Source organism: Caballeronia sp. SL1002 (genome assembly GCF_057814995.1).
In genome coordinates, this window is the sequence record NZ_JBYMUW010000002.1 from 2,238,326 (window position 1) to 2,257,795 (window position 19,470).

General features: G+C 63.5%; 19 protein-coding genes. 10 read left to right on the forward strand and 9 right to left on the reverse strand.

Annotated features, from left to right (window positions below; genetic code table 11):
* Positions 1–2: 2 nt before the first annotated feature.
* Positions 3–494 (reverse strand): Cys-tRNA(Pro) deacylase, encoded by a 492-nt coding sequence (gene ybaK / locus AC3D25_RS12775; protein WP_488888741.1) that lies wholly within the window; start codon positions 492–494, stop codon positions 3–5.
* A 148-nt stretch (positions 495–642) separates the two neighbouring features.
* On the opposite strand from ybaK, the gene AC3D25_RS12780 reads away from it, so the two are divergent.
* Both AC3D25_RS12780 and AC3D25_RS12785 read left to right on the forward strand, forming a co-directional pair.
* Positions 643–1,794: an acyl-CoA dehydrogenase family protein gene (locus AC3D25_RS12780; protein ID WP_488888742.1), complete on the forward strand. Its 1,152-nt coding sequence runs from the start codon at positions 643–645 to the stop codon at positions 1,792–1,794.
* A gap of 1 nt (position 1,795) precedes the next feature.
* On the forward strand, positions 1,796–3,319 hold the full coding sequence (locus AC3D25_RS12785) for a class I adenylate-forming enzyme family protein (RefSeq protein ID WP_488888743.1): 1,524 nt from the start codon (positions 1,796–1,798) through the stop codon (positions 3,317–3,319).
* A 13-nt stretch (positions 3,320–3,332) separates the two neighbouring features.
* Here AC3D25_RS12785 and xerD read toward each other — a convergent pair whose 3' ends face one another.
* The 3 genes from xerD to queG are packed head-to-tail and all read right to left on the reverse strand — an operon-like array spanning position 3,333 to position 5,987.
* Entirely contained in the window at positions 3,333–4,262 is a 930-nt protein-coding gene (gene xerD / locus AC3D25_RS12790; RefSeq protein WP_488888744.1) for a site-specific tyrosine recombinase XerD, read from the reverse strand.
* Complete coding sequence (locus tag AC3D25_RS12795) at positions 4,252–4,764, reverse strand: methylated-DNA--[protein]-cysteine S-methyltransferase (RefSeq protein ID WP_488888745.1); 513 nt, start codon at positions 4,762–4,764, stop codon at positions 4,252–4,254. The genes xerD and AC3D25_RS12795 overlap by 11 nt, the downstream gene beginning before the upstream one ends.
* Positions 4,761–5,987: a tRNA epoxyqueuosine(34) reductase QueG gene (gene queG / locus AC3D25_RS12800; protein ID WP_488888746.1), complete on the reverse strand. Its 1,227-nt coding sequence runs from the start codon at positions 5,985–5,987 to the stop codon at positions 4,761–4,763. Before queG ends, AC3D25_RS12795 begins: the two co-directional genes overlap by 4 nt.
* A 15-nt stretch (positions 5,988–6,002) precedes the next feature.
* Between queG and tsaE the strand changes: the two genes are divergently transcribed.
* A complete protein-coding gene (gene tsaE, locus AC3D25_RS12805) occupies positions 6,003–6,590 on the forward strand; it encodes a tRNA (adenosine(37)-N6)-threonylcarbamoyltransferase complex ATPase subunit type 1 TsaE (protein ID WP_488888747.1) in 588 nt (195 codons plus the stop codon).
* Positions 6,572–8,077, forward strand: coding sequence for an N-acetylmuramoyl-L-alanine amidase (locus AC3D25_RS12810; protein WP_488888748.1), 1,506 nt, complete (start codon positions 6,572–6,574; stop codon positions 8,075–8,077). Before tsaE ends, AC3D25_RS12810 begins: the two co-directional genes overlap by 19 nt.
* Positions 8,078–8,089: 12 nt before the next feature.
* Here AC3D25_RS12810 and AC3D25_RS12815 read toward each other — a convergent pair whose 3' ends face one another.
* Together AC3D25_RS12815 and AC3D25_RS12820 are read right to left on the reverse strand one after the other, a co-directional pair.
* Complete coding sequence (locus AC3D25_RS12815; protein ID WP_488888749.1) at positions 8,090–8,974, reverse strand: EamA family transporter; 885 nt, start codon at positions 8,972–8,974, stop codon at positions 8,090–8,092.
* A gap of 177 nt (positions 8,975–9,151) precedes the next feature.
* Complete coding sequence (locus tag AC3D25_RS12820) at positions 9,152–9,421, reverse strand: hypothetical protein (protein WP_488888750.1); 270 nt, start codon at positions 9,419–9,421, stop codon at positions 9,152–9,154.
* A gap of 165 nt (positions 9,422–9,586) precedes the next feature.
* Between AC3D25_RS12820 and AC3D25_RS12825 the strand changes: the two genes are divergently transcribed.
* Positions 9,587–10,486 carry a pirin family protein gene (locus tag AC3D25_RS12825; RefSeq protein WP_488888751.1) on the forward strand — a complete coding sequence of 300 codons (900 nt, stop codon included), beginning with the start codon at positions 9,587–9,589 and terminating at the stop codon, positions 10,484–10,486.
* A gap of 105 nt (positions 10,487–10,591) precedes the next feature.
* Positions 10,592–11,440 carry a thioredoxin gene (trxA, locus tag AC3D25_RS12830; RefSeq protein WP_488888752.1) on the forward strand — a complete coding sequence of 283 codons (849 nt, stop codon included), beginning with the start codon at positions 10,592–10,594 and terminating at the stop codon, positions 11,438–11,440.
* A 108-nt stretch (positions 11,441–11,548) separates the two neighbouring features.
* On the opposite strand, the gene tcdA is transcribed toward trxA, so the two are convergent.
* On the reverse strand, positions 11,549–12,376 hold the full coding sequence (gene tcdA / locus AC3D25_RS12835; protein WP_488888753.1) for a tRNA cyclic N6-threonylcarbamoyladenosine(37) synthase TcdA: 828 nt from the start codon (positions 12,374–12,376) through the stop codon (positions 11,549–11,551).
* Between the two features lie 276 nt (positions 12,377–12,652).
* On the opposite strand from tcdA, the gene pdxH reads away from it, so the two are divergent.
* The 3 genes from pdxH (at position 12,653) to AC3D25_RS12850 (ending at position 15,735) form a co-directional block, all read left to right on the forward strand.
* Positions 12,653–13,294, forward strand: a complete 642-nt coding sequence (gene pdxH, locus AC3D25_RS12840) for a pyridoxamine 5'-phosphate oxidase (protein ID WP_488888754.1) — start codon at positions 12,653–12,655, stop codon at positions 13,292–13,294.
* Positions 13,295–13,474: 180 nt separating this feature from the next.
* Entirely contained in the window at positions 13,475–14,689 is a 1,215-nt protein-coding gene (locus AC3D25_RS12845; RefSeq protein WP_488888755.1) for a class I SAM-dependent methyltransferase, read from the forward strand.
* On the forward strand, positions 14,653–15,735 hold the full coding sequence (locus tag AC3D25_RS12850; RefSeq protein ID WP_488888756.1) for a DUF72 domain-containing protein: 1,083 nt from the start codon (positions 14,653–14,655) through the stop codon (positions 15,733–15,735). Before AC3D25_RS12845 ends, AC3D25_RS12850 begins: the two co-directional genes overlap by 37 nt.
* Before the next feature lie 62 nt (positions 15,736–15,797).
* Here the strand turns inward: AC3D25_RS12850 and msrA are convergent, their stop codons facing one another.
* The gene (gene msrA / locus AC3D25_RS12855; RefSeq protein ID WP_488888757.1) at positions 15,798–16,358 is read right to left on the reverse strand and encodes a peptide-methionine (S)-S-oxide reductase MsrA; all 561 of its coding nucleotides are present in this window, start codon (positions 16,356–16,358) and stop codon (positions 15,798–15,800) included.
* A gap of 244 nt (positions 16,359–16,602) precedes the next feature.
* Between msrA and AC3D25_RS12860 the strand changes: the two genes are divergently transcribed.
* On the forward strand, positions 16,603–17,112 hold the full coding sequence (locus AC3D25_RS12860; protein ID WP_488888758.1) for a flavin reductase family protein: 510 nt from the start codon (positions 16,603–16,605) through the stop codon (positions 17,110–17,112).
* Positions 17,113–18,090: 978 nt separating this feature from the next.
* Here AC3D25_RS12860 and AC3D25_RS12865 read toward each other — a convergent pair.
* On the reverse strand, positions 18,091–19,230 hold the full coding sequence (locus AC3D25_RS12865; RefSeq protein ID WP_488888469.1) for an IS481 family transposase: 1,140 nt from the start codon (positions 19,228–19,230) through the stop codon (positions 18,091–18,093).
* Positions 19,231–19,470 lie beyond the last annotated feature (240 nt).

Sequence of the window (19,470 nt, forward strand, 5' to 3'; positions counted from 1 at the left end):
TTTTAATCGACGCTCGCGCACTGCACGGGTTTCGCGCCGAGCACGCCGGTCAGCACGGACGGCGCGATGCTCAGCAGATAGCCGCGCCGGCCGCCGTTCAGATAGATCGTGTCGAGATCGAGAATGCTCGATTCGACAAAAACCGGCATCGCTTTTTTCGTGCCGAACGGCGACGTGCCGCCGACGAGATAGCCCGAGTGCCGGTTCGCGACCTCCGGTTTGCACGGTTCGATACGTTTCGCGCCGGTCTGCCGCGCGAGATTCTTGGTGGAAACGGTGCGGTCGCCGTGCATCAACACGATGAGCGGTTTCGCGTGCTCGTCCTCCATCACCAGCGTTTTCACGACGCAATGCTCATCCACACCCAGTTGGCGCGCGGATTCCGCCGTGCCACCGTGCTCGACGTAATCGTAAGGATGCTCGCCGAACGCGATTTTGTTGCGGCGCAAAAACTGCGTAGCGGGCGTCTCGGAGACGTGTTTTGTTTTCGACATGCGCGCATTGTAACGGCGGCGCGGCGCGTCCACCATTCGGCCGAACGGCCAATTGTGCGGGGGAACTTCGTGTGGCACGATCGTTCGAAAATGATCTTCGCAGCGCTTTGACGATACGCAGCGGCCGCAACAAAATCAGGAGACACACATGATTCGGGATCTCGAAACGCAGACTTTGCTGGAAGACACGATTCGACGCTTCGTGCGTGAGGCGCTCGTGCCGCGCGAGGCCGAAGTGGACGAAACCGACCAGATTCCCGCCGACGTCCTCGCCGCGATGCGCGAGATCGGCCTTTTCGGGCTGACGATTCCCGAGGAATTCGGCGGCCTCGGTCTGACGATGGAGGAGGAAGTGCGGATCGCGTTCGAACTCGGCCAGACTTCGCCCGCGTTTCGCTCGGTGATCGGCACGAATAACGGCATCGGGTCGATCGGGATTTTGCTCGACGGCAGCGAGCAACAGAAGGCGCGCTATCTGCCAAGGCTTGCGGCGGGCGACCTGATCGGCTCGTTTTGCCTGACCGAGCCGGATTCAGGCTCGGACGCGGCGTCGCTCAAGACAACGGCCCGCCGCGACGGTGACGAATACGTGCTCAACGGCACCAAGCGCTACATCACGAATGCGCCGGAAGCGGGCATCTACACGGTGATGGCGCGCACGAGCGACGCAAAAGGCGCGAGCGGCATCTCGGCGTTTATCGTCGAGCGCGAGACGCCGGGGCTTTCCGTCGGCAAGCCCGACCGGAAAATGGGTCAGCGCGGCGCACATACGAGCGACGTGATCTTCGAGGATTGCCGCGTTCCGGCAGCGCAACTGATTGGCGGCGTGGAAGGCGTCGGTTTCAAGACGGCGATGAAAGTGCTCGACAAGGGCCGCATCCACATCGCGGCGATCGCGACCGGCGCGGCCAAACGCATGCTGCGCGACGCGCTTGCCTACGCCACTGAACGGCGTCAGTTCGGCCAGCCGATCGTCGAGTTTCAGCTGATTCAAGGCATGCTCGCCGACAGCAAAACCGACATCTACGCGGCCGAATGCATGATTCTCGATGCCGCGCGGCGTCGCGACGAAGGCCGCAATGGGTCGATCGAGGCGTCGTGCGCCAAGTATTTCGCTACCGAAATGTGCGGGCGCGTCGCGGATCGCGCGGTGCAGATTCACGGCGGCGCGGGCTATATCGCGGAATACGGCGTCGAGCGCTTCTATCGCGACGTGCGCCTGTTCCGGCTTTACGAAGGCACGTCGCAAATCCAGCAGGTGATTATCGCGCGCGGTCTCACGCGCGGCGCGGAGATCTGAGATGACAGAAGAATTCGACCTCGCCCGCCTGCCCCATCGTATTTCCGACATTCCCGCGCTGCTCGCCCGCCGCGATCCGGCGCATCGCGTGTTGATCGAAGACACGCGCTCGCTCGACGCCGCCGCGCTCCTCGCCGCCGTCGACACGACCGCCGATGCCCTCGACAAACTCGGCGTGCGCGGCGGCGACCGCGTGATGATCGTCGCGGAGAACAGCATCGCGCAGATCGTGCTGATGTTCGCGGCGGCACGGCTCGACGCGTGGGCGCTGGTCGCGAACGCGCGTTTGTCGGCTGGCGAACTCGATACGATCCGCCAGCACGCCCGGCCGCGTGTCACGGCGTTTGCCGTGGAATCGTCGACGGATGCCGCCGCGCACGCCGCGCGTCTGCAAGCCGTCGAGGCAAGTTCGAGCTTCGGCGCGTGGCAATACACGCTGGATACGACCGCCGAGGCCGAGCCGGTCGAAGCCGATTCCGCCAGCCAGTGCGCGGCGCTGATCTACACCACGGGCACGACCGGTGCGCCGAAAGGCGTGATGCTGTCGCATCGCAATTTGCTGTACATCGCGGCGGTGTCGAGCGCGCTGCGTCGCGTGGCGCCGGGCGATGTGGTCTACGCCGTGCTGCCCATTTCGCATGTGTACGGGCTGGCGTCGGTCTGTCTCGGCAGCCTGTTCGCGGGCGCGGCGCTCAGGCTCGCGCCGCGTTTTGCGCCGGACGCCGTGCGGCAAGCGCTCGCGCAAGAGAACGTGTCGATCTTCCAGGGCGTCCCCGCGATGCACGCGAAGCTGCTCGAACACTTGCACACGCACGGCGAGAAGTGGCGGGCGCCCGCGCTGCGCTTTGCGTATTCGGGCGGATCGCCGCTCGATGCCGCGTTGAAAGCGCGGGTCGAATCGGTGTTTGGCATGACATTGCACAACGGCTACGGCATGACCGAAAGCAGTCCGACCGTCGCGCAGACCCGGCTCGATGCGCCGCGCGCCGATCTATCCGCCGGTCATCCGATTCCGGGCGTCGAGTTGCGGTTCGTCGGACTGGACGGCGCGGACGTGGCGGCGGGCGAAGTCGGTGAATTGTGGGTGCGCGGACCGAACGTGATGCTCGGCTACTACCGCAACGAAGCGCAAACGCACGCGACCGTGACCGCCGATGGCTGGCTGAAAACCGGCGATCTCGCGCGGCAGGACGCGGACGGCGCGCTGCATGTCGTCGGACGCAGCAAGGAGCTGATCATCCGCTCGGGCTTTAACGTGTATCCGGCGGAGGTCGAGAACGTGCTGAACGCGCATCCCGACGTGGTGCAATCGGCGGTGGTCGGCCGCGCGGTCGAAGGCAACGAGGAAGTGGTGGCGTTCGTGGAACTCGTGCCGTCGGTACACATGCTGCCCGCCGATCTGACCGACTGGTGCGCCGCGCGGCTCGCGCCCTACAAGCGCCCGGCAGAAATCCGCGTGCTGGCCGCGTTGCCGGCGGCATCGACGGGGAAGATTCTCAAGCACAAGCTGCGCGAGGGGCTTTGATCCGGCAGTAAAACTATCCGCGCGGATGATGCTCTCGATGCAGGATCTTCAAACGTTCGCGGGCGACGTGCGTATAGATTTGCGTGGTCGAGATGTCGGAGTGGCCGAGCAGCATTTGCACGACGCGCAAGTCCGCGCCGTGATTGAGCAAGTGGGTGGCGAAAGCGTGACGCAGCGTGTGCGGCGAGAGCGGCGCGTTCACGCCGCCAACCAGCGCCTGGCGCTTGATGATGTTCCAGAACTGCTGGCGCGTCATGCCCTCGCCGCGCGCGGTGACGAACAGCGCGTCGGCGGCGCGCGCGCCAAGCAGCGCGGGCCGCGACTCGCGCAAATACCGTTCGATCCAGTCGTGCGCGACTTGCCCGAACGGTATCAGGCGCTCTTTCGAACCCTTGCCCATCACGCGCACGACCGCCTCGTTCAGTCCCACTTCCACGGTTTTCAGCGTCACGAGTTCGGTGACGCGCAAACCGCTCGCGTACATCAGTTCGAGCATCGTGCGGTCGCGCAGACCGAGCGGCGTCTCGACGTCGGGCGCGTTGAGCAGCGCTTCGACCTGCGCCTCGTTGAGCGTCTTCGGAAAACGCGGCGCTTGGCGGGCCGAACGCAGCTTGAGCGTGGGGTCGTCGGTTGCGATGTGTTCGCGCAGGCACCACGCGTAATAACGCCGGAACACGGAGAGACGGCGGTTCGCGGACGTGGCCTTGTCGCCGCGACGCGCCGCCATGTACGCGTTCACGTCCGCTTCGCGGGCGGCGTCGATCGACGCGCCGCGCGCTTTCGAAAGCCATTCGGCGAAGAGGCGCAGATCGCGGCGATACGCATCGAGCGAGTTCTTCGCCAGTCCGTGTTCGAGCCAGAGGGCGTCGCAAAACTGGTCGATCGAGGCCGCGCTCGCGCTCAGTCCGGGCAACCTAACGGGTTCGGCGAGTTCAGTGCTCATGGGTTTCTTTCATGGTCTCTTTTACGCGTTCATGTGCCAGCAGCCAGCGTTTTACGTCTCTGAAAAAACCATCGCCCGAATGATGCGCGAATCCGCCGATATCCGCCGCGCCGACCACGCGATGACACGGCACGACGATCGGCAGCGGGTTCGAGCCGCACGCCTGCCCGACCGCGCGCGGCACGCTGCCGATTTGCGCGGCGAGTTGCCCGTAGGTCCACGTTTCGCCCGGCGGGATCGCGCAGATGCCGTTCCAAACGCGCTGCTGGAACGCAGTTCCCGCAGCGGCGAGCGGCAAATCGAAGTGCATCGCGGGGTGATCGAAATAGCGGCGAATCTGCGCCGCCGCTTCGGCCGCGAGCGGCGTGCGCGGCTCGACGGTTTCGACGCTATCCGGCAAATACACGATCTCGCGCACCGCCTGCGGCGTCGTGCGAATGCCGACGCGGCCGAAAGGCGCGTCGATCACGGCGTCGAATTGAGTGGTTTCGCGGTTCGTCATGCGGCCTCCAGCGCCCATTGCACATGCTCGCGCACAAGTTCCGACGGATCGTCGGCCCGTGCGCGCAATGCATCGACTACAGCGGATCGCGCGTCGCCCGTCAATGGCGAACGCAGCGCGTTGCCCATCGCGACCGCGATATTGCGCAGCCACCGCTCATGGCCGATCCGGCGAATCGCGCTGCCTTGCAGACGCGCGTCGAAATCGTCCGCGCTCCACGCAAACAGTTCGACGAGCGACGCGCGGTCGAGCCCATGACGCACATCGAAATCCGCGACCGGCGCGGCCTGCGCGAACTTGTTCCACGGACAGACAAGTTGGCAATCGTCGCAACCGTACACACGGTTGCCGATCAACGGACGCAGTTCGGCCGGGATGCTGCCTTTCAGTTCGATCGTCAGATACGAGATGCAGCGCCGCGCATCCACGCGATACGGCGCGACGATCGCGCCGGTCGGACACGCGGCGATGCAGCGCGTGCATTGGCCGCAGTGCGCGCCTTCGTGCTCGGGCGCGCGCGCGGGATCGGTGAGCGCGTCGGGCGGCAGCGGAATGTCCACGTAGATTTCGCCGAGAAAGAACAGCGACCCCGCGTCGCGTTGCAGCAGCAACGTATGCTTGCCGCGCCAGCCGACGCCTGCCTTTTGCGCGAGCGCGACTTCGAGCACGGGCGCGGAATCGGTGAACGCGCGATAGCCGAAGCGCCCGATCTCGGCTTCGATACGCTCGGCGAGATGCTGCAGGCGCTGGCGCATGACCTTGTGATAATCGCGGCCGCGCGCGTAAATCGACACGACGCCCGCAGCGGGATCGGCGAGACGCGACCATTCCACCGCGCGCCAGTCGCGCCGTTCGCCGTGTTGATTTTCCGCGTCCGTACCGAGCGTCGATGCCGGCAAATAGGCGATCCGCGCGGTGATGACACGTCGCGTACCGGCCACAAGCTCGGCCGGGCGCGCGCGTTTCATCCCATGTTTCGCCATATAATCCATCTCGCCGTGGCAGCCCGCTTCAAGCCAGGACGCGAGTCCCGCCTCGGCATCCGTCAGGTCGGTATCGCTGATGCCGACTGCACCGAACCCCAGCTCGCGCCCCCACGCCTTGATGCGCACCGCGAGCGCCGCCAACGCGGCTTCGTCGTGGATATCGAGGCTGTGCGCGTCCCCGGCGGTCTCATCGGACGCCGCCGTGGTTGCTGCGGAGTGTTCCGGCAATCGGTTCATCACGACATTTTACGCATGCCCGAAAGCTCCGACCCATCAAATGAAGCACCCGGCACCGCGCACCGCGCGCGTGTCGAATGCCGTCTCGAACGCCGCTTCGAATTTCCCGACGAAGCCGCGACGCTCGCGTTCGGCGAGCGCTTCGCCTCCGCCATCGACGCCGTTCGCGCGCCCAGCATCGAACCGCAGAACGAACCGCAAAACGAACGATTTGCCGGCTTGCAGGTCCAGTTGATCGGAGACCTCGGCGCGGGCAAGACCACGCTCGTGCGCGCGACCTTGCGCGCGCTCGGTCACGCGGGGCGCGTGCGCAGCCCGACTTACACGCTGGTCGAGCCGTATTCGCTCGAAACGGCGGCGGGCGCGCTCGACGTGTATCACTTCGATCTCTACCGTTTCGCCGATCCCGCGGAATGGGCCGACGCGGGCTTTCGCGAATATTTCGATGCGGGCGCGCTGTGTCTCGTCGAATGGCCGCAGCAGGCGGGCGGGCTGCTCGGCGTGCCGGATCTGGAGTTCGCGCTGGAAATCGAAGGCGAAGGCCGCGTGCTGGTCGCGCGGGCGTATAGCGAAACAGGAAAGACATGTCTCGAAAGATGTTGATCAAGCCGTTCCATTCGATCGAATCGACGGCGAGCGCCGCGCATAACTGGCGTCGCCGCCAGGTGCTGCGCGCGAGTGCGTCGACCATCGCGCTCGCGCTGCTCGGCCCGCGCCTCGCACACGCGAGTTCCGTGCTCGGCGTGCGCGTCTGGCCCGCGCGCGACTACACGCGCGTGACGATCGAAAGCGATCAGCCGCTGCAGAACACACAACAGTTGTTGCAAGGTCCGGACCGGCTTGTCGTGGATCTGAGCGGCCTCGATCTCGATCAGGAACTGAAGGATCTGGTGTCGAAAATCACGCCGAACGATCCGCAGATTCAGTCGGTGCGGATCGGTCAGTATCAGCCGCATGTCGTGCGGATGGTGTTCGATCTGAAAGGATCGGTGAAGCCGCAGGTGTTCACGCTGACGCCCATCGGTAGCTACAAGTACCGGCTCGTGTTCGACCTGTACCCCGCCGTCGCGCCCGATCCGCTGATGGAACTGCTCGCGCAGTCCGAGAAAAAGCAGCAGACGCTCAACGACGCGAATCCGAATCCGCCGCCTTCCACCCTCGCGGGTCCGGCCACGCCGGCGAAGCCGAATCTGCCCGACAACACCGACGAATTTTTCCAGAAGTACGCGCAAGGCAACGAGGCGCCCGCGCCGTTGCCGCCGCTCGCAAGACCGAAGCCCGCGATCAAGCCGCCGCCCGTGGCCATCGCCAAGCAAGACGATTCAACCGACGCGGACGACGACAACTACGGTTTCTCCACACCGAAAAAGTCCGGCACGACGCGCCTGTTGACGGTCGCCATCGACCCGGGACACGGCGGCGAAGACCCTGGCGCGATTGGCGGGAACGGGACTTACGAAAAGCATATCGCGCTCGATATCGGCAAGAAGCTGCGCTCGAAAATCGACGCGCAACCGAACATGCGCGCCATGATGACCCGCGACGCCGACTTCTTCGTGCCGCTCAACGTGCGCGTGCAAAAGGCGCGGCGCGTCGGTGCGGACCTGTTCGTCTCGATCCACGCGGACGCGTTCACGACGCCGTCGGCGCGCGGGTCGTCGGTATTCGCGCTGTCCGATCACGGCGCGACGAGCGCGGCGGCGCGCTGGATGGCGAACAAGGAGAACGCGTCGGATTCGATCGGCGGGATCAACGTGAAGACGCAGGACGCGAGCGTGAACCGCGCGCTTTTCGATATGTCGACGACCGCGCAGATCCGCGATTCGATGCGCTACGGCAACTTCGTGCTGAACGAGATCGGCGATATCAACAAGCTGCACAAGGGATCGGTGGAACAGGCCGGTTTCGCCGTGCTGAAGGCGCCGGACATTCCGTCGATCCTCGTGGAAACCGCGTTCATCAGCAACCCGGACGAAGAGGCGCGCCTGAACGACGACGCCTATCGCGACAAGATGGCGAACGCGATCATGAAAGGCATCAAGCGCTATTTCGCGGCCAATCCGCCGCTCGCGAAAAACCGCATGACGTAATGAAGGGCGGCTTTATCGTGACGCGCTGCTAAAGCGCGCGAAGAGCCGCCCGCCGAACACGTTCACCGCGAGTCCCGCCATCACCAGCGCCGCGCCCGCGATTTCCATTGCGCTTAAGCTTTCGCCGAGCAGAAGCGCCGCCGACGCCAGCCCGATAATCGGCACCAGCAGCGAAAACGGCGCAACCTGCCCCGCCGGATAACGCGTGAGCAGCTTGCCCCACAGGCTGTAGCCGAGCAGCGTCGCCACGAACGACAAATACGCGATAGCCAGCACCGACTGCAGCGGAATGTTCGCGAGACTCGTCTCGATGCGCGCCGGGCCTTCGAAAATCAGCGACAACGCGAGGAACGGCAGCGGCGGAATCAGGCTGCCCCAAACGACGAGCGAAAGCAGATCGACCGGTCCCATCAGTTTCGTCACGACGTTGCCGAGCGCCCACATCGCGGATGCCGCGATCGTGAAGAGAAAGCCCGCGACGGTCATCGCCTGGCCGCCGTGTACGCCGATCAACAGCAGTCCGCACGCCGCGATCAGCAAACCCGCGAGATTCGCCGCGCGAAAACGCTCGCCGAGAAACAGCGCGGCGAAACCGAGCGTGAAAAACGCCTGTGCCTGCAACACGAGCGACGCGAGACCGGCCGGCATGCCGACATACATCCCGTAGAACAGCAGCGCGAACTGGCCGAGCGAAATGGAGAGGCCGTAGGCGAACAGCCATTTGAGCGGAATCGCGGGACGCTTCACGAAGAACACGGCCGGGAACGCGGCGAGCGTGAAGCGCAGCGCGCCGAGCAGCATCGGCGGAACACCGTGCAAGCCGACCTTGATAACGACGAAATTGACGCCCCAGGCCAGAATGACCACGGATGCAAGCGCGAGATCCTTGGGCGACATCGCCGTCTCCGAATACGTTATCTGAGTGAGTCGGGCAGTTTAACGGACGATTTTGCAACTCGCTTGTACAAACCGGCGTTTCCTGCAGACGAAAAAAAGCGCCCGCACCGTGACCGGTGCGGGCGCTTCGCTCTCTGGCTTTTCTCTCAGGCCGCTCTCGGGATGCTATCGGTCGTCTTACTTGCCCTGACCGTTCGTCACCGCCGCGCTCGCGCCGGTCGTCACGTCAGGCGTCTTTTCCTTGGCAGCCGCAGCGCCCGTCGAAGATCCATTGTTGCGGTGGTGCTTCTTGGCCTTGTGATGCGTGGTCGTACCCGACGCCGCGCCGTTGGCGGTCGAATCCTGCATCGGCATGGAGGCTGCATCCGATTGCGCAAAAGCGGCCGTAGACATAGCCGTCGCCATCAGGCCGGCGGTCAAAGCGGTCAAAAGTCGATTCCTGGTCATGTTCAACTCCTTTTTGAGGTTGCGTGAAATAGTGATGCATGCCTGGATCCAGCAGCCAGGCGTCAACTTGGTGGCAGCCAGGACGTTCGTCGAAACTGGCAGTTAGAATCGGGTCAGTACACGTCTCAAAATTCCGAACCTCGAACGCATACTCCGGCGGATTCCATGTCTTCTTCGATCGAAGCGCTTCTCAAGCCGCATCAGCACGATGTCGGCGGACTCACGGTACGGCGCGTTCTGCCCGCGCTGGCCGTGCGAACAGTCGGTCCGTTCATCTTTTTCGACCACATCGGACCCGCAACGCTCGTGCCCGGCGCGGGACTCGACGTGCGGCCGCATCCGCATATTGGCCTCGCCACCGTCACTTACCTCTTCGAAGGCGCGATCATGCATCGCGACAGCGTCGGCTCGGTGCAGAAGATCGTCCCCGGCGATGTCAACTGGATGACAGCCGGCCGCGGCATCGTCCATTCGGAGCGCACGCCCGACGAGGAACGCGCCGCCGGCCAGACGATGCACGGCATCCAGACCTGGGTCGGCCTGCCCACAGCCGACGAAGAAGTCGAGCCGTCGTTCGAACACCATCCCGCCGCGACGCTACCGCAGATCGAGCGCGACGGCGTAACGCTGCGGGTGATCGCGGGCAGCGCGTTCGGCGCGACCGCGCCCACGCGCACGTTTTCGCCGACGCTCTATGTCGCCGCGCAATTCGCGGCGGGGAGCGAACTCACGCTCGACGCCGAGCACGCCGAGCGCGGCGTGTATCTGGTCGAAGGCGACCTGAGTATCGACGGCGAAGCGGTGCCGCTTTGTCAGATGGCGGTGCTCGCGCCCGGCGGCAACGCGCAGCTGAAGAGCGAGCGCGGCGCGATTGCGATGTTGCTCGGCGGCGCGCCGCTCGATGGCAAGCGCTTGATCGAATGGAATTTCGTGTCGAGCGCGCGGGAAAAAATCGAGGCCGCGAAGATTGCGTGGAGCGAGCAGCGCATGGGCCACGTGCCCGGCGAAACCGAGTTCATTCCGCTGCCGCCGCCACGCCGCGAAAACAATGCGCCCGAAGCGTGACGCACGGCGCGTGACGTGGCGGCAATCGCCCGTCAGGCTTGATTTCCGTGGCTCGCGCCCCAATGTCCGGTGATGCCCACGCGCTTTTGAATCAGGAGGAACACCATGGAAACAACACTCGCCACGTTCGAAAACGATGTGATTACGGCTTCCACACTCACGCCCGTTCTGGTCGATTTCTGGGCGCCGTGGTGCGGCCCATGCAAGACGCTTGGGCCGATGCTCGAACGGCTCGAAACCGAGGCGGCGGGCGCATGGAAGCTCGTGAAGGTGAATGTCGATGAGAATCAGGAACTTGCGCAGCACTTCCAGGTGCGCAGCATTCCGCACGTGATCGCGTTCGCGGATGGCCGCGCGGTCGATCAGTTCATCGGCGTGCTGCCGGAAAGCCAGTTGCGCGCGTTCCTCGACAAGCTCGTGCCGGACGGCGCGGACGCCGAGCGTCGGGCGGCGCACGCGGCTTACGCGGCGGGCGATATGGAGCAGGCAATCGACCTCATCAAGGCCGCGCTCGCGATGGACCCCGGTTACGACGACGCCCGGCTCGACCTGATCGAGTGGCTGCTCGCGGCGAACCGGATCGACGATGCGCGCGCGGAAGACGCGCTGCTTTCGCCGAAGACGACGCAAGGGATCGACGCGCGCTATAACGCGCTGAAAACGGAACTGGACGCCGCCGATGCCGCCGCCGAGTTGCCACCCGCCGACGCGCTGATCGCCGCCGTGAACGCCAATCCCGACGACCTCGAAGCGCGTTTCGCGCTGGCGAACCGGCTGATCGCGGGCCGCGACTACAACGGCGCGCTGGAACATCTGCTGGCGATCGTCGTGCGCGACCGCGCGTTCATGGACGACGTCGGCCGCAAGACGATGCTATCGGTTTTCGATCTCGCCGCGCATCAGCCGGAAATCGTCTCGCGATGGCGGCGCAAACTCAGCGCGGCGATGAATTAATCGCGCGGTGGGTTTGAATTCTTTGAAATACCTTTCAATAATTTGATTCGTCGAATTTTGAAAGGCTTTAAAAAGAAAATGGCCGGCTAATTAGCTGGCCATTTTCTTTTATCGTCGCGCTTTCAACGCCAGATCGCGCAGAACGTGCGCGGCGGCGGCGAAGCCGAAACTCGCCGTCACGCACACGCTCGATCCGAACCCGGCGCAATTCAGACCGGCGGGACCCGGCGCAGGCTCGCCGATATCGCAACTTGGCGCGTCCGGGTAGACCAGCGGTTCGTCGGAATAGACCGCGCTCACCTTGAATTTCGATTTCGGGCCGCGCGGAAAACCGTGCTGCTTGCGCAACTGGCCGCGTACCTTGGAGAGCAGCGGGTCCTGAATGGTGAGCGCAAGATCGTCGATACGGATACGCGTCGGATCGAACTGGCCACCCGCGCCGCCCACCGTGATAAGCGGCTGGCGATGCTCGACGCACCACGCGATCAGCGCGGTCTTGGTCCGCACGCTGTCGATCGCATCGACGATATAGTCGAAACCGCCGCCCAGCATCGTGTCGAAATTGTCCGGCTCCGCGAAGTCCTCGATCTCGCGCACGTCGCACGCCGGGTCGATCAGCCGGATACGCTCGGCCATCGCGCTTACTTTGGCCTTGCCATAGTTGCCGTCGAGCGCGTGGATCTGGCGGTTCGTATTGCTTTCGGCCACGTTGTCGAGATCGATCAGCGTGAGCCGGCCGATCGCGCTGCGCGCCAGCGCCTCCGCCACCCACGACCCCACGCCGCCAATGCCGATCACCGCGACGTGCGCGCGCTCGAATGCGGCGGCCGCAGCCGGGCCGTACAGCCGCGAGACGCCGCCGAAGCGCCGCGCGCGGTCGGCGGTTTCATCGCCGGTCTGGCCGGCGCTAGAATTTGAAACGGTAGAAGCGTTCATGTGATCCGACAGAGAAATACGGGCGCGCGGCCAGCACGAAAGTGCGCTGGTTTTTTTCAATCGCGCCGATAGCAACGATATCAGCAAGCTTTCGCCGAATTGCGTATTCTGCCTTAATCGACGTGAAGGGCACGCTTCACGCGTTTCGCACAGAATCAGGTTGAAAGGTTTAAAACAACGGGCAGAGCCGTGATGCAGGTCATTGCGTTCGTTGCACTCCGACGCAAGAATTCGTGACCTTGACTATACTGACGCGATTGTAGCGTTTGCATAAAAATGACCACACTTGCCGACCTTCGCAAAAACTATTCGATCGGATCGCTAGACGCGTCCGATGTCGATACGAATCCCATTCGTCAATTCGAAACGTGGTTCGCGCAAGCACTCGACGCCAAATTACCCGAACCGAATGCAATGACGCTCGCGACAGTCGACGAGCGTGGCCGGCCGTCGGCGCGCATCGTCCTGATCAAGGGCGTCGATGAGCGCGGCTTCACGTTTTTCACGAATTACGAAAGCCGCAAGGGCCGCGAACTCGCCGCGAACGGCGCCGCGAGCCTGCTGTTTCACTGGATCGAACTCGAACGCCAGGTGCGGATCGAGGGGTTTGTCGTCAGGACGAGCGCCGAGGAAAGCGACACCTATTTCGCGTCGCGCCCGCTCGGATCGCGCATCGGCGCCTGGGCGTCGGAGCAGAGTCAGGTGATCGAAAGCCGTGCGGTGCTCGAAGCCCGCGAGCGCGACATCATCGCGCAATACGGCGATCACCCGCCGCGCCCGCCGCACTGGGGCGGCTACCGGCTCGTACCCGACCACATCGAATTCTGGCAAGGCCGCCCTTCGCGGCTGCATGACCGTCTCGTGTACACACGTGAAACCACGGACGGCAACTGGCGCACGTCGAGACTTTCGCCCTGACGGCGCCTCGCTTGGACGGTTCCTCGCGGACCACATCGGCTTTTTCGCCACCGCGCGTGAAATCGGGCGCGGTGTGACGGAGCCGTCCCGAGTCCCGCGACACCACGGCATGATCCCAAGCGGCATGAACATGAAGATGCAAGCCTTGCTTTAATTTCATCCAAGCGCGGAGAAACAAGCATGTTCTGGGAGAAGAAGCTGACGCAGTGGGTGCAGGACGTTCGGAACCGGGCGAATCTGCCCGCGCGTCTGGTCTTGTGGGACGGGCAGCAGCACGACTTCGGCAGTTTCGCCGCGCCGCAGGTCACGCTGCACGTTAAAAGCGCGACGGCGTTGCCCTACTTGCTCGAACCCAGCCTCGACAATCTCGGCGAGGCTTACGTCAAGGGCAAGATCGATATCGAAGGCAAGCTGTCGGACATTATCGATATTGGTTATTCGCTCGCGAAAAGCACGGTCACGCATGCGGGCAAGCTGGCGCGCGTGCGCCGCTACTTCACGCACACCAAGATCTCGGACCGCAAGGCGATCCAGTACCACTACGATGTGTCGAACGAGTTCTACCAGCTCTGGCTCGACCGGAACATGGTGTATTCGTGCGCGTATTTCGAGAATGGCGACGAAGATCTCGACACCGCGCAACTCAAGAAAATCGATCACATCCTCACCAAGATCCAGTTGCAGCCGGGGCAGCGCCTGCTCGATATCGGCTGCGGCTGGGGCGCGCTCGTGCTGCGCGCGGCGCAGAAGTTCGGCGCGCGGTGTGTCGGCGTGACGCTTTCGCAGAACCAGTTCGACCTCGCGACGCAGCGCGTGCGCGACGCCGGACTCGAAGACAAAATCGAAATCCGTCTGCAGGATTACCGCGACGTCACCGGCCAGTTCGACCGGATCACGAGCGTCGGCATGTTCGAGCACGTCGGTCGCAAGAACCTGCCGGAGTACTTCGGCAAGGTGAGCGAACTGCTCGCCGACGACGGCATCGCGATGAACCACGGCATCACGTCCACCGACGCCGACAGCGGCGAAACGGCGCTCGGCGCGGGCGAATTCATCGACCGTTATGTGTTCCCGGACGGCGAACTGCCGCATATCAGCCTCGCGCTGGAAGCGCTGCAACGCGGCGGGCTGGAGGCGACCGATGTCGAAAGCCTGCGCCGGCACTACGCGCGCACGCTCGACCTGTGGGCGGAAAATTTCGAGAGTCGCGCGGACGAGGCGAGGAAGCTCGTCGACGATGAAAAATTCCGCATCTGGCGCGTGTATCTGGCAGGCTGCGCCTACGCGTTCGTCAACGACGACGTCTCGATTTACCAGATCGTCTGCCGCAAAGCGGGCCGCAGCGCGACGACGCTTCCGTGGTCGCGCCGCTACATGTACGAGAAGGCGCTCTGAGCGGCGCGGATCAAGCGGACCTGTTCGGCGCGGCGACGGAAGCCGACGCGCCGCCGTCCGTCTCTGCCGCCCGACCGCCCAAATCGCGCGGCGTGTTGCCCGCGACCCTCGCCCCCGAACTCGATGCGCTCGCGAAGCAACTTCCGCCGGGCGTTCATCTCGGCACGTCCACGTGGTCGTTTCCGGGCTGGCGCGATATCGTCTACGGCGACGCCTACAGCAGCGCCAAGCTTTCCCGCGACGGCCTGAGTGCCTACGGCGCGCATCCGCTGCTACGTTCGGTATCGATTGACCGGTCGTTCTACGCGCCGCTTTCCATCGCCGACTACGCGCGCTACGCCGGGCAGGTGCCCGCGCACTTCCGCTTTATCGTGAAGGCGCCCGCCTCGGTGACCGACGCCGTGCTGCGCGGCGAGCGCGGCGCGCCCGCCGGCGAGAACACGGCGTTCCTGAACGCGCGCATCGCCATCGACGAGTTCGTGCGGCCGTGTATCGACGGTCTGCGCGCGAAAGCGGGCGCGCTCGTGTTCCAGATTTCGCCGCTGCCGGACGCGATGATCGTCGATCCGGCGCTGTTCCTCGACCGGCTGGCCGCGTTCCTTGACGCCCTGCCGCCGCTCGACGGCGGCGCGTGCTACGCCGTCGAGTTGCGCGACGCGGTGATGCTGACGCCGCGCTTTATCCGCGTGCTGCGCGATGCCAACGTTCGATATTGCCTCGGCGTTCATGCACGGATGCCGCCGCTCTGGCGTCAGGCAAAGGCGCTCGAATTGCTCGACGAAGCGCGGCTCGGGCCGCTCGTCGTGCGCTGGAGTTTGCACAGCGGCTTCAAGTACGAGCAGGCGAAGGCGAAATACGAGCCCTTCGACCAACTCATCGACGAAGACCCGGACACGCGCCGCGCGCTCGCCGAACTCGCCACGCGTTACGCGCTGGCCGGCCAGCCGGTGATGATCGCGGCGAACAACAAGGCGGAAGGCTCCGCGCCGCTTTCGTGCATCGCGCTGGCGCAGGAGATCGTGCGGGCGACGGGAAAACCGGCATAGCAAGGGCGAAAAAAAGCCGCTCGGGAAAATTCGGAGCGGCTTTTTGTGCTGCAAAAGAAGGCTTAACCTTTCACACGATGCGCGAATTTCTGCCGGAACTTCGCCACCTTCGGCGCGACGATAAACGCGCAGTAGCCCTGATCCGGATGCCGCGCGAAGTAATTCTGGTGATACGCCTCGGCGGGGAAATAGTTGCCGTCGAGCGGCGTCACCTGCGTCACGATCTCGCCGCCGTAGAGGTCGTCGCGCTGAAGCTGCGCGATCGCGTCGAGCGCCGTCTCGCGCTGGGCGTTGGAATGCGTGAAGATCGCCGAGCGATATTGCGAGCCGACGTCGTTGCCCTGACGGTTCAACTGCGTGGCATCGTGCGTCGCGAAAAAGATGTCGAGAATCTCGCGATAGCCGATCACCGACGGATCGAAATCCACGTTCACGACTTCGGCGTGACCGGTTTCACCGTCGCAAATCTGCTCGTAGGATGGATTCTGCACCTGGCCGCCCGCGTAGCCGGATTCGACCGCCAGCACGCCTTCCACGCCGAGAAACACCGCCTCGGTACACCAGAAACAACCGCCGCCGAGTGTCGCGGTCTCGCGTCCTGTGTGGCTTGAGTGTTGCGTCATGGCTGCCGCTCCTTGGTTCGGGTTCACACGGACAGAAAAGATGGGTGCGGCGTATGTTTTCTCAAGGTTTCGCGCGCGGCGCGCCTTGAAAAGATCCGCCATCGATGCGGGCTTCGGGAGCCGCCCGCGCCGCGATTCCGCTAGAATCCGAACAATTCGCCTATTTTGTACATGACTTCCGAGAAGTCCTTCCGACTCATGCGCGACGCGCGGCCGGTCCGGTTGCACACGACACCTTTGCCCGATGAAACGCGCTAAATCCCCGAATTTCGATGTCGACGCCTTCCGCGGCGCACTCAGCCAGTTCGCCACCGGCGTGACCGTCATCACGACGCGAGCGCCGACCGGGCAGTTGATCGGCATTACTGCCAGTTCGTTCAACTCGGTTTCCCTCGATCCACCGCTCGTGCTCTGGAGCCTCGCGACCAAATCGGCTTCGATGCCCGTGTTCCAGGCGAACAGCCATTACGTGGTGAATGTGCTGGCGGCATCGCAGATGGAGTTGTGCAAGCGCTTCGCGACCGTCAAGGGCGACCGGTTCGCCGGCGTTTCGCACGCGGCGGGCGATACGGGCATGCCGGTGCTGGACGGCGCACTGGCGTGGTTCGAGTGCCACAACCGGAGCCGCTATCAGGAAGGCGACCACGTTATTTTTGTCGGCGAGGTGGAGCGGTGTGGCGTGCATGAGAATGCGCAGGGGACTGCGCCGCTCGTGTTTCAGGCGGGGCAGTTTCATACGCTCGGACCGGTCTGAGGTTTTTGCTGGCGCGGTTGGGGTTTTGCTGGCGCGGTTGGGTTTTGCTGGCGCCTTTTGGTTTTGTTGCCTGCGCTTTCTGGAAACTTGCTTTCGTGTAGGTCTATAAGCTCGCCGCTGTGCGCGGCAGCAGTCACTTTCTTTGCTGCTGCAAAGAAAGTAACCAAAGAAAGCAGCTAGTCCGTCTAAGTGTCCACCACGAACCGTAACCCGGAGTGGTGCGCAAGCTGATTCGGCCATCGCACCACAAACCAGAGTGGAGCCGCTCATTCATCCCGACAGGCACGAAGTGCCTGCCGGTAAGGCATAACCGGAAAAACCAAACCAACCAACGGTTTTCAGGTATGCCCGTCGTCCACGCGCAGCGAGGATGGACCTGACAGGCGCTGTGCCAATTCGAACGACTGCGTGACGACCGAATCAGCCTGCGCGCCTATCCGCGTGGTTATTCGAGGTGGACACCTAGGCGGAATAGCTGCTTTCTTTGGTTACTTTCTTTGCAGCAGCAAAGAAAGTGACTGCCGCCGCGCATAGCGGCGTGCTAATAGACCTACACGAAAGCAAGTTCACAGAAACCGCCCGAACATCAGACGGTGTAACCCACCCTGAAGCCGCCCCCACGGCGCCGAATTCCGTGCTGCTTTCTTTGGTTACTTTCTTTGCAGCTAGCCAATGAAAGTGACTGCTGCCGCGCATAGCGGCGTGCTAATAAACCTACACGAATACAGGTTCTCAGAAAGCGTGTTGCATAAGCGAGTTATGCCCATCGTCCTAGCGCAGCGAGGATGGAACTGACAGGTGCTGTGCCAAAACGAATAACTGCGCACTAACCGAGTCAGCCTGCGCGCCTATCCGCGTGGTTATTCGAGGTGGACACCTAGGCGGATAAGCTGCTTTCTTTGGTTACTTTCTTTGCAGCAGTGTACGGACCGGAGACATAGTTGACACATGTACGAGGACATCGTTGACACCTGATGTTCAGGGTTTTGCTGCTTTCAGGTCAAGTTTTGCAATGCGTTGATGGGCAAACCAGAACTCAATTACGCCGTCTTCGTCGTGCTTTGGACGTGCGGCCACGTACAGCCCTTTGAGCGCAGTCGACAGACGCAGCGCCTCGCCTCTGAAACGCACCAGGCCATTTGAATTGACCCGCAGCACTTCATCGGCAGGCCCGTATTGCGGTTCTGGCAGATGCTCGGGCATCGCTCGCGGGCTGGGTTGGTAGCGGCTCACCGGCGTCGCCAGGTCCAGCGCCTCATGCGGGCGTTGCGTGTTGTACACCTGTCGCCAGCGTTCCAACTCCTGCTGCACGTGGGCGTGGGTCGTGAACACGTGCCGCGCCAGCACTTCAGCTTTCAGCGACCGATGGAATCGCTCATCCTTGCCATTCGTCTGAGGATGATACGGTCGGCTGTAGCTCACGTGAATACCCAGTCTGATCAGCCACACCGCGAGCTCGGTCAACTGGCCCGGCGCGCTCGGGGAACCCCACGGCGCACCGTTATCGGTATTGATGCGTGACGGTAGCCCATAGCAGCGAAACGCCCGCTCGAGCTCGGTCTGCACGACTTCCGTGGTTGTCCGGCCGCAGGCGGCGAGCACGATGTTAAAGCGCGAGTGATCGTCGAGCACCGTCAGCGGCGCACAGCGGCCACCCTCCAGGGTCGGGAAATCGCCCTTGAAATCCATCTGCCACAGCGCATTCGGATGCTCGTGCTCGAAGCGCTGCCAGGGCCGCTGCGGTCTGTCCTCAGGCGCGTGGAGCAGGTCGTGACGGCGCAGGATCTCGGTGATCGTGGAGGGTGCGGGCACATTGGCGTGGCCGAGATCTTGCAGACGACGCTCGATCTTGCGTCCGCCCCAGCCGTACTCGCGGCGCAGGTCGAGCACGACGGCGACGATCTCATCGGATGAGCGCGCGGGACTGTCGTGCGGACGACGCGAGCGATCGACGAGACCTTCAAGGCCTTGCGTCGAGTGGCGGGCAAGCCACTTGTAGCCGGTCTGGCGGCTGACGTTGAAACGTCGGCACAACTCGCTGAACGGCACGCTCCGTTGGGTGGCGAGTTGAACGAATTCCTGTCGGAGACTCATGGTGTCTTTTACGTTCCAGGGCATGGGAGGATTTCGGGCGTTCGATTACCCGAAAGTGTCAACCATGTCTCCGTACACCTGTCAGCTATGTCTCCGGTCTGTACACAGCAGCAAAGAAAGTGACTGCTGCCGCGCATAGCGGCGTGCTAATAAACCGACACGAAAGCAAGTTCACAGAAACCGCCCGAACATCAGACGGTGTAACCCACCCTGAAGCCGCCCCCACGGCGCGAATTCCGTGCTGTTTTCTTTGGTTACTTTCTT